The organism is Algibacter ulvanivorans (assembly GCF_048381495.1).
In the GTDB taxonomy this organism is placed as follows: domain Bacteria; phylum Bacteroidota; class Bacteroidia; order Flavobacteriales; family Flavobacteriaceae; genus Algibacter_B; species Algibacter_B ulvanivorans.
Map to the genome: position 1 here is coordinate 139,380 of NZ_JBLWGD010000001.1, position 12,309 is coordinate 151,688.

Sequence of the window (12,309 nt, forward strand, 5' to 3'; positions counted from 1 at the left end):
GTTGTTCGTTGTTTTAAGGGTTAAATTTAGTTTAAAGTATATCTTAAACCAAAAAATAATCGTCTGCCTTGGTTTGGAGCATAGACATAAGAGGGATCGAAAGTAAGTGCATACGGATTATCTGAAGTTGGTACAACATTACCATTTGTATCAAACTGTACGTTCTCGTCAAAAGGATCTTCTGGCCTTGCTATTATAAAAGGGTTGCCTTTATTTGGTGTCCAGTTTAAAATGTTTTTCACACCACCATAAAATTCTAAATTCGCTTTTGTAGTATATGTTAATTGAATGTTTTGTATACTCCAAGTTGGCGAGTATTCGTTTCTAGGATCTAGCTCGCCAAGTGTTGGTAGTCGCATGGGGCCATAAATATTTCCTGTATAATCTAATGTTAAATTTGTTGGAAAATTTTTATAGGAAAGCGACCAAACACCTGTGAAGCGTTCTGTTAATATTTGTCTAGTTTTTATACCATTTTCTTTTTTAGAAACATCTTGAAATGTGGCGCCAACAGATGCTTTTAAACCGCTATCAAATCTGGCATCTATGTTTAAACTAATGCCTTTAGTTATAGAGTTTCCATTTAAATTATTGTAAATAATTTGGTTAGGGTTAGTATCGTAATCGGGGATAATGGCATTGGTAAAGTAAGTGTACCAAGCAGAAGCATCAAAGGTAAAAATTTGTCCGCCTTTAGTGTATATTTTTTTTAAGTAATTAAGGTTTATGTTAAAGGATTGTTCTGGGTTTAATTCGTCTTTAATAATCACATCTCTTGATCCAGTAAGTGCAGCATGTTCTTCGGTAAATAAATTAACTACTCTAAACCCTGTGCCAGCATTTAGCCTTATAATATCGTTTTTGGTAGGTTTAAACCTATAGGCTATTCTGGGTGTGAAAATAGAACCATGTCTAGCATCATAATCATATCTTGCTCCTAATAATAGGTGGTTTTTTTCTGATAGTTTTATTTCGTCTTGAATAAAAATAGAAGGAATGGTAATCTCATCGGGTTTTATCGTTGCTGTAGTATTGTCGTTATAAAAATTATATCGCGCAGTTAAACCAAAAAGTAAATCGTGATTTTTTATGGGTTTATCCCAAGTAAGTTGGCTAAAGCCAATGCGTTGTTGTGCTAAATAAGGTGTATTGCCGTAAACAGAATTTTGGTCATGATCTGAATAAGAAAACTGGAAATTAATTTGCTCTGCAATAGGTAATTGGTAGTTTCCTATTATTTCGTAGCGCGATGTATAAATACTTTCACCATAAACCTTGTTGCCACCTCTGTGAGTTTTGTTCCATTGCATTTCTCCGCCCCATCTATCTTCATAAAAATATCTTCCAGCAATAGAGAACTTACGATTTTCTTTTCGCTTAAAATCCCATTTTTGAAATACCGATATGCGATCCTGTAAAGTTACATCGGTAAAATTATCGTTATTATTATCAATGGCATTAGAGTATTTGTAGTAATTGGCACCAACTAAAACATTAGAGTTTTTGCCAATTTTAGATTTGAAACCTAAATCGAAATTGGCCTCGCCCCAACCACTTACAAATTGATCTGCAAAAAATACAGGTGCATTTTCGGGTAGTTTAGTTATAATATTAATAAGCCCTCCAACAGCTTCGCTACCGTAAAGGGATGATGCTGGACCTTTTACAACTTCAATTTGTTCTATTAAGGAGTTAGGAATTCCAGACAATCCATAAATTGTAGATAAACCACTAACAATAGGCATACCATCTATAAGAACTAGAGTGTAAGGCCCTTCAAGACCATTAATATGTATATCTCCTGTATTGCAAACATTACAGTTTAGTTGCGGCCTTACACCATTTACATTTTGTAGGGCTTCAAAAATATTTGGTGTCGGATTTTTTTTAAAGAATACAGGAGAATAAACCTCTACAGGAACAGGACTTTCTAGGCGCGATACCGCCTTTAATGTGCCTGTAATTACGACTTCGTCTAATAATTCAGATTCTTGTAAATTAAAATTTATAATTACATCTTTAGATGATATGGTTATTTCTTTTTTCTGAGTTTGATAACCTGTAAAGGAAGCCATAATAGTATATGTGCCAGGTTTTACGTTTGTTATTTTAAATGCTCCATTTTCGGTCGATACGGCGCCTTTATGTTCTCCTTTTAAATAAATATTAACATAGGGTAGAGCTTCTTTATTAGAAAACGTTTTCCCTATTATATTTTGAGCGTTAATTTGAAGGCTTAGTATGCTTATAAGTAGTAGTGAAAATGGTTTCATTAAAAATTTTTTACAAATATAAATATATTTTTAGATTAATCTAAAAATTATTTCAAAGTTATAATTATCTTATATTTGTGGTATATCTAAATTTTAATAATGATAACACTTACAGAAGAAAATTACATAAAGGCTATTTACCATTTAGGAAAGTATGGTGTAAATAACGTTAGTACAAATGCTATTGCTAAAGAGATGGAAACTAAGGCATCTTCTGTAACAGATATGGTTAAAAAACTTTCTGAAAAAGGGTATGCTAATTATAAAAAATATCAAGGGGTTACCTTAACAGAAACAGGTAAAGATATAGCTGTTAATATTGTTAGGAAACATAGGTTGTGGGAAGTGTTTTTGGTTGAAAAATTAAATTTTTCATGGGACGAGGTTCATGAAGTTGCCGAGCAATTAGAGCATATAAAATCTAAAAAATTAATAAGCCAATTAGATGCTTTTTTAGAGTTTCCAACGCACGATCCGCATGGCGATCCTATTCCTGATAAATCTGGTAAAATAAATAAGATTGATAAAATTTTACTTTCTGAAACTAAAGAAGGAAATCAATGTATTTGTGTTGGAGTTCAAGATTCGTCTTCAGATTTTTTAAAATATTTAGATAAAAATAAAATTGCTTTAGGTACAGAACTAGAAGTTTTTCATCGCGAACCTTTTGATAATTCAATTTCTATAAGAATAGGAAGGCGAGAGCTTATTATATCTAATATAATTGCAAACAATTTATTTGTAAAAGTGGTTTAATGGCAGCCACAGCCATCGGTATTGCTACCGCAAGCTTTTTTAGGCTTAGACTTTTTCCAGAAAAACTTTTTAATTAAAAAAGATAGTGCAAAAGCTATAGAAATACCAACGAGTATGTTTTGAATAATTTCGTTCATAATTAAATAGTCGAATTTAAATTAAAATTATTTCAAAAATTGAAAAGCAATTAAAGCAACAATATAAGCAACTCCACTCATTATAACCAGTTGTAAAAGAGGCCATTTCCAGCTATTGGTTTCTTTTTTTACAATAGCTAAGGTGCTCATACATTGCATAGCAAAGGCGTAAAATAGTAATAGAGAAATACCAGAGGCAAATGTAAATAAGGGGCCACCTAAAACTGGATTAACCTCGCTTGCCATTCTGTTTTTTATGGTTTCTTCTTCATCACTACCAACACTATAAATTGTGGCTAATGTACCAACAAATACTTCTCTAGCAGCAAAAGAGCTTACAATGGCTATTCCAATTTTCCAATCGTAACCTAAAGGTCTTATAGCTGGCTCTATAGCATGACCTGCAATACCAATAAACGAATATTCTAGTTTGTGTGAAGCTATTTTTTGTTGTAAATCTTCAGGTGATATATTTTTAGAGGCAAATTCTGTTTTTATAATATTTTCGGCATTATTAAATTGTTCTCCAGGGCCATATGAGGCTAAAAACCATAAAATTATAGAGATTGCTAAAATTATTTTACCAGCGCCAAAAATAAATGCCTTCGTTTTTTCAATAACCGTTAAGGCTACATTTTTAAATAATGGTAATTTGTAATTTGGCATTTCAATTACAAAAAAGGTTTTGCTTTTTATTTTTAAAATTTTATTTAAAATATAAGCCGATAAAATTGCAGTTCCAAACCCAATTAAATAAAGTAACATTAAGGTTAAAGCTTGATAGCTTAATCCTAAAATTCTGCCTTCAGGAATTACTAAAGCAATAATAATAAGATAAACAGGTAAGCGGGCAGAACAGGTTGTAAAAGGTGTTACTAAAATAGTAATTAGGCGTTCTTTCCAGCTTTCAATATTACGAGTTGCCATTATAGCAGGAATAGCGCAAGCGGTACCAGAAATTAAAGGAACTACGCTTTTGCCACTAAGCCCGAAACGGCGCATAATACGATCCATTAAAAATACAACACGACTCATATAACCACTTTCTTCAAGTATGGCAATAAAAAGAAAAAGAAAAGCAATTTGAGGAATAAAAATAACAATGCCGCCTAAACCAGGAATAATGCCTTCGGCTAATAGGCTGGTAAATGCACCTTGAGGTAATTGGTTTTTTGTCCATTCACTTAACGATGCAAATGCGCTATCTATAAAATCCATAGGTATACCAGACCAATCGTAAATGGCTTGGAATATGGTTAGTAAAATAAATCCAAATATAACATAACCCCATACTTTGTGCGTTAAAACTCTATCAAGCCTTATGCGTAAATCTTTAGCTTGACTTAAATCTATGGTTTGGCCTTTATCTAGTGCGTTATTTATAAATTGGTAGCGTTTTATGGTTTCCTTTTGTTGTAAACGTTTTAAATCGGCTTTGCTTTTGGTTTTAAAATCGGCAACAGCATCCATTTCTTTTCTATGGGTTTTTCCAAAGTTTACATCTTGAGTTATAACAAGCCAAAGCTTATAAAGTAACTGGTTAGGAAATGCTTTTTTTAAGTTGCCAAAATAGTTGGCGTCAATTTGTGTGGTGTCTAAACAAGGAGTTATAGAGAGTTCTTTGTAATTTGAAATAAGAAGTTTTAATTTGTCTATGCCTTCGTTTTTTCGAGTACTTATTAAAGCTATTTTTGTGTTTAGTTTGTCTTCTAGATAATCAATGTCTAATGAAATACCTTTGTAACTCATACGGTCTGCCATATTAATAACTAGCAGGGTAGGTATTTCTAAATCTTTAATTTGAGTAAATAGTAAAAGGTTACGTTTTAGGTTTTCAACATCGGTAACTACAACAGCAATATCGGGGAAATCTTTATCGTTTTTATTAAGCAGAAGTTCAATAACTACATTTTCGTCAAGTGATGATGCATTTAAGCTATACGTACCTGGTAAATCAATAATATGCGCTTTTACACCGCGCTGAAGTTTACAAATACCTTGTTTTTTTTCAACCGTAATACCAGGGTAATTACCAACCTTTTGGTTTAAGCCCGTTAAAGCATTAAAAACAGAGGTTTTACCTGTATTAGGGTTTCCAATTAACGCTACATTTATCTGTTTACTCATGCGTTACTTTTTCAATTAAAATATGAGAAGCTGTTTCTTTTCTAATCGCTAAATGCGAGCCATTTATATTTAAATACATGGGGTCTTGAAATGGTGCTAATTGAACCAGTTCTACAGTATTTCCTGGTAAACAGCCCATTTCTAGTAGTTTTAAAGGAATGTGTATAGACGAAACATCGGTTATAATGCCGCGTTCTCCGTGTTTTAAATGTGCTAAAGTATCTTGCAAGCTTATTTAGATTGATTTTAAAGAAGTAAAAATAGTGTAAAAGTTTAGAAGTAAAAAAGTTTTCAGTCTCAGTTTTTAAATGTAGCTAGAGTACTCGTGTTTAAAATGTAATTTTAAAAAGAATACCGTTTATAAAAAGCAGATTACTTTTCTTCTTTTAAAATTTTAATATCCTCTAATAACCTATCTATATCTTCAAGGTTAGTGCCATCATAAAATCCACGTATTTGGCGTTTTTTATCAATAAGCATAAAATTTTCTGTGTGTATCATATCAAAAGGGCCACCATCTCCAAGATCTTTTACTGCTAAATAACTTTTACGAGCCAGTTTGTATATGTCTTTTTTGCTTCCGGTAACTAAATTCCATTTTTTATCATTTACGCCTTTTTTTATAGCATAGCGTTTTAATTGTGCCACCGAATCAATTTCTGGTGTTACAGAATGAGAAAGTAGCATAACATCTTTATCGTTTAAAGTTTCATTTTGAATTTTAACCATGTTCGTTGTCATAATAGGACAAATGGTTTGGCAGGTAGTAAAAAAGAAATCGGCAACGTAAATTTTATCCTTATAATTATTTTGGGTTATGGTTTTTCCGTTTTGGTTAGTAAGGCTAAAAGGCGCTATTTTATGATATTTTTTTTTGTGCTGGATAGTGCTATCAACAAGCTCTGTACTTACCATTGTTGGTTGGTAAATGGGTAACGGTTGGTAAACATTTAATGTGTTGTAAATAATAGCTATTATAATAATGGAAATTATACCAAAAACAATAGCAAATATTTTATAATCTTTAAAAAACGACAGCATTTTAGAATTTTTACATTAAAACTTCTACAAAAATACAATCATTTTAAGTTTCAAAACATTTTTACTAAACATAAATAAGTGTTAAAACAGGAGCCATTATACAAATGGCTTTTTAAACTTGGTTTAAAAGCTTACTTTTGTGCGGTTAAAAAAAAATGTTAAGCTATATATGGAGTTTGTTATAAAAATATCTCAGTTTTTACTAAGCCTGTCGTTGCTAATAATATTACACGAATTAGGGCATTTTATCCCGGCAAAAGCTTTTAAAACTAGAGTAGAAAAATTTTACTTGTTTTTTGATGTTAAGTTTTCACTATTTAAAAAGAAAATAGGAGAAACGGTTTACGGTATAGGCTGGTTGCCACTTGGTGGCTATGTGAAAATTGCAGGTATGATTGACGAAAGTATGGATACCGAGCAAATGGCACAAGAACCACAACCTTGGGAGTTTCGATCTAAGCCAGCATGGCAACGATTAATTATTATGTTGGGTGGTGTTACTGTTAATTTTTTATTGGCTATCCTTATTTATATTGGGATGAGTTATTTTTATGGCGATACCTTTCTTCCAAACGAGAATATAAAAGATGGTTTACAAATTGAAAGTACTGTAGCTAATAAAGCAGGGCTTTTTACAGGAGATAAAATTTTAGCTGTTGATGGCGATGCTATTAAAACATTCTCTGAAATTTCTGAAAAAGTATTATTTGGAAAAGAAATTCTTATAGAGCGCAACGGAAATGAATCTACGGTAACCATGCCAGAAGATTTTTTAGCACAATTATTAGACTCTAAAGAAAAAGGTTTTATAAGTCTTAGGCAACCTTTTGTTGTTATTCAAGTTCCAGACACATCTTTTAATATATCTAGCGGCTTAAAAAAAGGTGATATTATTTTAGGAGTAAATGATTACCCAACAAAATATGCCGATGAGGTTAAAATGGCATTAGAAAAGTTTAAAGGGCAAAATGTTTCTGCAACCATTAAAAGGGAAGAAAAAGAAATACAAGTACCACTTAAAATTAGTGATGAAGCTAAATTAGGAATTGTAGTAGCAGGAGCATCAACCCCAGAAACTTTAGAGCGTTTAGGGTATTATAATTTTGATGTAAAAGATTATGGCTTTTTTGAAGCCTTTCCGGTAGGTTTAGGCAAAGCAAAGGATAAAATAGTTTCCTACTGGGATCAATTAGGAGCCATATTTACGCCAAGTACTGGAGCGTATAAAGGTGTGGGTGGCTTTAAAGCTATTTACGATATTTTTCCAAGCTTTTGGAGTTGGCAAGTATTTTGGAGTATTACAGCATTTTTATCGATTATGCTGGGAGTATTAAATTTATTACCAATACCGGCTTTAGATGGCGGACATGTTATGTTTTTACTTTATGAAATGGTGTCTGGAAGAAAACCTGGAGATAAATTTATGGAGTATGCACAAATGGTTGGTTTCTTTATTTTAATAGCCTTAGTGCTATTTGCAAACGGTAATGATATATATAAAGCTATATTTGGTTAAAATTTTTTAAAAAAATATTTGCAGAAACTAAAAAACAATATATATTTGCACTCGCTAAGTAAAAAAAGCAAATTCCTTCTTAGCTCAGTTGGTTAGAGCATCTGACTGTTAATCAGAGGGTCCTTGGTTCGAGCCCAAGAGAAGGAGCACTATTAAAACAAGCCGTTCAAGACATTTGAACGGCTTTTTTATTGCTTTAAATTGTTGAAAAAATATAAAAAAGTGGTAAAATTGTGTAAAAAGTGTATCTAAAGTGTATCTCGATTGAAAGCAACTATTAAATTGATCTCTACTAAATCTAAAGAAACTACTAATGGGTTTCCTATTATAGTTGAGTTGTTTGTGTCAAAAAACGACAGGCCAAGAAAAACAATTGGTTATACTCATTTGTCTTTTTGGGACGATGCAAACATTACTATATTAAATACTCACCCACACTTCAAGTTTTTATATCCTAAATTATTAGAATATAAATCCAAGTGCTTTAAAGTGAATTATAACAATTATAATAAGGCTGATGCTATTGATGTTTTGTTTGGTAAAAATATTGAGCAGATAAAAGAAGTTGACTTAATAGAGTTTTTTGATATAAGGATTAGCGAAAAAAAGTCGATTAATCAATCGTATAAAGCGTATGATGATGTAAAGGCATCTATTTTAAAATATATTTATCCAAATGATGATGTGCCTATTAATAGAATTACTTACGAGTGGTTAAACGACTATCTTTATTTTTTATTAAAGACTGGATGTAATACAGGAGGCGCTATGAGTTATTTGCGTTCATTTAGAGCTGTATTTAAAGAAGCACAACGTAGAAAATCTTTAAATGTTAATTCAGGCAATCCATTTTTAGGGATTATGAAGGCTTCAGAATCTAGTAATCATGAAGTTGTTTATTCAAAAAATGATGTTTTGGAGTTGTTTAAATTTATTCCAAAAAAATCTACTACAAAAAAGAATAGAATACTACTTGAACGCAATATCAATGTGCTACTATTTCAATTATACATTGGTGGCCATGATTTAGTTGATATTTCACTTTTGACGTGGTCTAATATAAAAAACAATAGAGTAAGGTTTAAACGTTATAAAAATAGAAATAAACCCCAAGGTGGGCCATTGGTAGACAACAAAATAATTGATGAAGCTATTGAGATTATTAACAAATATGGCACAAAAAAAAATGACCGAGTGTTTTCTTTTATTCCTAGTCCTATAGATATGCCTAAACAATATGAGTATTTTAGACGTAATACGAACAGGAGTTTAAGTAAAATTAGTGGCACGTTAGGTATCCCTAAATTAAGTACGAAATCAACTAGGTACATGTTTAGGAGTTTTTCTTCAGAATTAGAAATATACGACTTAACTGTAATGAAAATACAAGGGCATAAGCCTAAAGGAATTACTTTTAATTATCAAGGAAAAGTTTCAAATAAAATAATTGACGAAGCTTTGTTGAAAGTGATTAAATTTATTAAAACATGAATAATCATAAAGTAATTTTATAATTACGGGTTTACCACATCGATAAAGTATAAAAACACGAAAAAACATAAAAAAACGCCATTTTCAACTTTAATGTATAGGAATAAAAATTTAGATTTAATTCCTGATAATGAAGCTATAACATTTGTGTGTTTTATCGATGATTTTGGTATTTGGTCTAAATTACCTACATTAGCATTGCAATTGCAATTAAGTAGTTGTAATAAAACCCAAATCTATGAAAAAATTACACCTAATGGTACTGTTTTTTGGTGCTGTAATGTCGTTAGCTTTGTTGTCATGTACAGAAACAAGCATAGACGATAAACAAGATGTTCAAATTGAAAAAGACGAAGCTGAAATACCTACTAACGGTTAGGCAAAAATCTGATTTTATTCAAGGAATGGTTATTGTAATTTTTTTTATAACCATTCCTTTTCTTTATTATTTGTACGAGCATTTTCCAGGTAATGGAATAAAAATATTTCAAACTAAGTATTTTAGCTTAACTAGTGGTGGTTTTAGGTCTGTGCAAAGTTTTGTGTACCACTCATGGACTAAAATATTAATTATAATTTCTTTTTCAATTTGGTTTTTTACGTCAAATAATTGGTGGCGCTTTTCACTTCTTGTGCCTATATCGATGTACACTTATCAATTAGCTGGAGTGTTAAATCAAAAAACATCTTATTTTGATGAGTTTAGTGTGTTAGAATCTCTTTTTATTGTGGTGCCAGTCATCATATTACATTTAATAGCAGCTTATAAATTTAATTTTTTACAAAACAAGAAAAACGCCCTCGATCTTCTAGATAAAGAACTTGAAGATTCTATAAACAAAAAGCTAAACTAAATGCTGTTTAATAAAAAAGATGTAAATAAAATTAATGCTTTAATTGCAATAAAGGACACTATGCCTTTAGAGGAGTATATAGAGAAACTTAAAGCATTAAGAGAGGATATAATTAGTGATATAGTGGTTGAAGCCGAAGTTGTAGATGCTGAAAAAAAGATTATACAAACAGTTAATAGAATTATAAAGCCTAGTTTAAATTAGTTCATATATGCGTTGCCAAGTAGTTTTAGCGTATTCCAAAAATAATGTACTGCGTTAATGTTATCTTCATTAGTGTTATTTAATTTTAAAAAATCTTCTTCAGCTAAAAACAAAAGGTCTTTGTCGCTTTTTGGAGAAGGAATACAAATATAGGTGGCTTTTTTAGAGTCTAGCCTTATAAATTTAGCGAGAAGTGCAACAGGTTTTTTTTGTCCCTCTTTTTTAAAAGCAAATAAGTGTACAGCTCTATCTATAGTTTCTTTACCTATTCTTACTCTGCTTGAAGTACCATCAAGACGCTCAATTACATATCCTTTTTTTATATCTCTGCCTGTTTCTAAGTCTAAAGCATATCCTTTTGTTAAATAATTATATTCTGTTAAAGTAGTTTGAGCATTGATTGATATTGATGTAACTAAAGCAATAAGGTAAAAATATTTCATAAGTCTAATTTTTAGTAGTTTCTTTTTCTTTTTGAGCAGCTTTTATTTCGGCTTGTATTTTTATAAGTGTAGAAATTTTATCTAATAAAGGTGTTTCTTTTTCTATGGCGTTTTGGTTAATTATCACTTCTAGCATTACTACTTCGCGTTCTTTGACAGCTATTGTTTGGTCTTTTTCTTTAAGAAGTTCATTTTTTAATACTAATTGTTGTTCATAATTAGCTATTAATTTATTGTAAAGGCTCTCAGTTTTTTTGTCTATGATGTGGAGTGATTCGGTTTTTTTTACAAAACTATCGTTATTGTTTTTTTTAATTTTTGATAAATCTTTGTTTACAAATTCATCTATTGTATATCCAAATTCAGAACATAGTTGTTGTATAGTTTCTATTCCTGGTAAGGCTTTGTTTCTTTCATATGCACTTATTGAATGTGAGGTTGTTCCAATTTTTTCACCCATTTCTGTCTGTGACAAATGGTTAGCTTTTCTAGTATAGATTAAATTTATCGATATAAAATTTATCATAAACAAAAAGAATTATTTGTAAATATTTGAAAACCAATTGATTATAATTATTTTTGAATATTTTACGAGTCTATTGTAAAAAAATTCTAATCTGATTGAAAAACATTACTATCTTTGAATTATCAATCTAATAATTTAAAAGTTAGATTCATAAAATTTGTTAAAAAATCAATAGTCATGCCAAAATAATGATATAGGTTTAAACATAAAAAAAGCCGTAAGAAAACCACTTCTTACGGCATCACTTAAAACCAACACATGATGTGTTGGAATATAATAACCGGTACCACCCAGCTATTAAGCTGTAAAGGTAAAAAAAATAAACGTATGCCAATGTCCTTTACAAAAAAAAACAATACTACCGATGTTAGTAGCTTTGTTAAAAGCAAAAACTATAATAGTTTCCATTCAGACTATGCTTATTTTCATTGCACATTTGCTACCTATAATTTTTTAGATAATGATAATGCCAAAATATGCCGCAAGTCGCAAATATTTTGGAGAAACCCAAAGGCGGCTATGCAAATGGCAAAAAATTTGCTAATTCCTAAAAGATACACTTTAGTAGAGTACGAACCTTTAATATCTAGCAAACATGCCGCTTAATCTAGACCAAAACACTATTGATGTTGTTATGGCCTCGTTTAAAGCCGCAGGAATGGTTTTAGTTCCAGACTATGCTGCTGCTGAAACTTTAGATTGGCAAAAAAAACGCCAAGCTTTAATGCGTAAAAAATGGGTAACACCACAACAAATTGAAAAGTACCGTTTACTTCAGCCTAAAAAAACAGCAGCTACTATAAAAAATTGGTGTTTAAATCCAAACAACACAAGCCTAGTTGAAAGTATAGATTGGTATAGAGATAATGAAGCTAGAAATGGCCAAGGCAAAATACTTATTTTACACGAAAGTATTAAAGCGTTAAATAACAAATAAAAAT

15 protein-coding genes and 1 tRNA gene are annotated in these 12,309 nt (G+C 30.8%); 9 read left to right on the forward strand and 7 right to left on the reverse strand.

Going from position 1 to position 12,309, the window contains the following annotated elements; all coding sequences use genetic code 11:
• Positions 1–26 precede the first annotated feature (26 nt).
• Positions 27–2,273 (reverse strand): TonB-dependent receptor, encoded by a 2,247-nt coding sequence (locus ACNG5D_RS00685; RefSeq protein ID WP_418181570.1) that lies wholly within the window; start codon positions 2,271–2,273, stop codon positions 27–29.
• A gap of 99 nt (positions 2,274–2,372) precedes the next feature.
• Here ACNG5D_RS00685 and ACNG5D_RS00690 point away from each other — a divergent pair, with 99 nt between their 5' ends.
• The gene (locus ACNG5D_RS00690; RefSeq protein WP_418181571.1) at positions 2,373–3,029 is read left to right on the forward strand and encodes a metal-dependent transcriptional regulator; all 657 of its coding nucleotides are present in this window, start codon (positions 2,373–2,375) and stop codon (positions 3,027–3,029) included.
• On the opposite strand, the gene ACNG5D_RS00695 is transcribed toward ACNG5D_RS00690, so the two are convergent.
• The 4 genes from ACNG5D_RS00695 to ACNG5D_RS00710 all read right to left on the reverse strand — a co-directional run bounded on the left by ACNG5D_RS00695 (position 3,026) and on the right by ACNG5D_RS00710 (position 6,334).
• Positions 3,026–3,166 carry a FeoB-associated Cys-rich membrane protein gene (locus ACNG5D_RS00695; protein WP_418181572.1) on the reverse strand — a complete coding sequence of 47 codons (141 nt, stop codon included), beginning with the start codon at positions 3,164–3,166 and terminating at the stop codon, positions 3,026–3,028. The two genes, ACNG5D_RS00690 and ACNG5D_RS00695, sit on opposite strands and share 4 nt — an antisense overlap.
• Before the next feature lie 27 nt (positions 3,167–3,193).
• A complete protein-coding gene (gene feoB, locus ACNG5D_RS00700; protein ID WP_418181573.1) occupies positions 3,194–5,293 on the reverse strand; it encodes a ferrous iron transport protein B in 2,100 nt (699 codons plus the stop codon).
• Positions 5,286–5,522 (reverse strand): FeoA family protein, encoded by a 237-nt coding sequence (locus tag ACNG5D_RS00705; RefSeq protein ID WP_418181574.1) that lies wholly within the window; start codon positions 5,520–5,522, stop codon positions 5,286–5,288. The genes feoB and ACNG5D_RS00705 overlap by 8 nt, the downstream gene beginning before the upstream one ends.
• A 143-nt stretch (positions 5,523–5,665) precedes the next feature.
• Entirely contained in the window at positions 5,666–6,334 is a 669-nt protein-coding gene (locus ACNG5D_RS00710; protein ID WP_418181575.1) for an SCO family protein, read from the reverse strand.
• A 169-nt stretch (positions 6,335–6,503) separates the two neighbouring features.
• Here ACNG5D_RS00710 and rseP point away from each other — a divergent pair, with 169 nt between their 5' ends.
• The 6 genes from rseP (at position 6,504) to ACNG5D_RS00740 (ending at position 10,399) form a co-directional block, all read left to right on the forward strand.
• Positions 6,504–7,850, forward strand: coding sequence for an RIP metalloprotease RseP (rseP, locus tag ACNG5D_RS00715; RefSeq protein WP_418182485.1), 1,347 nt, complete (start codon positions 6,504–6,506; stop codon positions 7,848–7,850).
• 73 nt (positions 7,851–7,923) lie between these two features.
• A tRNA-Asn gene (locus ACNG5D_RS00720) sits at positions 7,924–7,997 on the forward strand.
• A 117-nt stretch (positions 7,998–8,114) separates the two neighbouring features.
• On the forward strand, positions 8,115–9,341 hold the full coding sequence (locus tag ACNG5D_RS00725; RefSeq protein ID WP_418181576.1) for a phage integrase SAM-like domain-containing protein: 1,227 nt from the start codon (positions 8,115–8,117) through the stop codon (positions 9,339–9,341).
• Between the two features lie 238 nt (positions 9,342–9,579).
• Positions 9,580–9,720, forward strand: a complete 141-nt coding sequence (locus ACNG5D_RS00730) for a hypothetical protein (protein ID WP_418181577.1) — start codon at positions 9,580–9,582, stop codon at positions 9,718–9,720.
• Positions 9,683–10,195, forward strand: coding sequence for a hypothetical protein (locus tag ACNG5D_RS00735; protein ID WP_418181578.1), 513 nt, complete (start codon positions 9,683–9,685; stop codon positions 10,193–10,195). Before ACNG5D_RS00730 ends, ACNG5D_RS00735 begins: the two co-directional genes overlap by 38 nt.
• Positions 10,196–10,399: a hypothetical protein gene (locus tag ACNG5D_RS00740; protein WP_418181579.1), complete on the forward strand. Its 204-nt coding sequence runs from the start codon at positions 10,196–10,198 to the stop codon at positions 10,397–10,399. It begins immediately after the preceding gene.
• On the opposite strand, the gene ACNG5D_RS00745 is transcribed toward ACNG5D_RS00740, so the two are convergent.
• On the reverse strand, positions 10,396–10,842 hold the full coding sequence (locus ACNG5D_RS00745; RefSeq protein ID WP_418181580.1) for a hypothetical protein: 447 nt from the start codon (positions 10,840–10,842) through the stop codon (positions 10,396–10,398). The genes ACNG5D_RS00740 and ACNG5D_RS00745 overlap by 4 nt on opposite strands.
• A gap of 4 nt (positions 10,843–10,846) precedes the next feature.
• Positions 10,847–11,368 carry a helix-turn-helix transcriptional regulator gene (locus tag ACNG5D_RS00750; protein ID WP_418181581.1) on the reverse strand — a complete coding sequence of 174 codons (522 nt, stop codon included), beginning with the start codon at positions 11,366–11,368 and terminating at the stop codon, positions 10,847–10,849.
• A gap of 333 nt (positions 11,369–11,701) precedes the next feature.
• Here ACNG5D_RS00750 and ACNG5D_RS00755 point away from each other — a divergent pair, with 333 nt between their 5' ends.
• Together ACNG5D_RS00755 and ACNG5D_RS00760 are read left to right on the forward strand one after the other, a co-directional pair.
• On the forward strand, positions 11,702–11,974 hold the full coding sequence (locus tag ACNG5D_RS00755) for a hypothetical protein (RefSeq protein ID WP_418181582.1): 273 nt from the start codon (positions 11,702–11,704) through the stop codon (positions 11,972–11,974).
• Entirely contained in the window at positions 11,964–12,305 is a 342-nt protein-coding gene (locus ACNG5D_RS00760) for a hypothetical protein (RefSeq protein ID WP_418181583.1), read from the forward strand. Before ACNG5D_RS00755 ends, ACNG5D_RS00760 begins: the two co-directional genes overlap by 11 nt.
• Positions 12,306–12,309: the final 4 nt, after the last annotated feature.

Bases quoted from the DNA above. Each gene is read 5' to 3' on its own strand.
- feoB (WP_418181573.1), bottom strand. From the start codon at position 5,293: ATGAGTAAACAGATAAATGTAGCGTTAATTGGAAACCCTAATACAGGT.
- ACNG5D_RS00690 (WP_418181571.1), top strand. From the start codon at position 2,373: ATGATAACACTTACAGAAGAAAATTACATAAAGGCTATTTACCATTTA.
- ACNG5D_RS00730 (WP_418181577.1), top strand. From the start codon at position 9,580: ATGAAAAAATTACACCTAATGGTACTGTTTTTTGGTGCTGTAATGTCG.
- ACNG5D_RS00760 (WP_418181583.1), top strand. From the start codon at position 11,964: ATGCCGCTTAATCTAGACCAAAACACTATTGATGTTGTTATGGCCTCG.
- ACNG5D_RS00745 (WP_418181580.1), bottom strand. From the start codon at position 10,842: ATGAAATATTTTTACCTTATTGCTTTAGTTACATCAATATCAATCAAT.
- ACNG5D_RS00750 (WP_418181581.1), bottom strand. From the start codon at position 11,368: ATGATAAATTTTATATCGATAAATTTAATCTATACTAGAAAAGCTAAC.
- ACNG5D_RS00685 (WP_418181570.1), bottom strand. From the start codon at position 2,273: ATGAAACCATTTTCACTACTACTTATAAGCATACTAAGCCTTCAAATT.
- ACNG5D_RS00710 (WP_418181575.1), bottom strand. From the start codon at position 6,334: ATGCTGTCGTTTTTTAAAGATTATAAAATATTTGCTATTGTTTTTGGT.
- ACNG5D_RS00740 (WP_418181579.1), top strand. From the start codon at position 10,196: ATGCTGTTTAATAAAAAAGATGTAAATAAAATTAATGCTTTAATTGCA.
- ACNG5D_RS00755 (WP_418181582.1), top strand. From the start codon at position 11,702: ATGTCCTTTACAAAAAAAAACAATACTACCGATGTTAGTAGCTTTGTT.
- ACNG5D_RS00695 (WP_418181572.1), bottom strand. From the start codon at position 3,166: ATGAACGAAATTATTCAAAACATACTCGTTGGTATTTCTATAGCTTTT.
- rseP (WP_418182485.1), top strand. From the start codon at position 6,504: ATGGAGTTTGTTATAAAAATATCTCAGTTTTTACTAAGCCTGTCGTTG.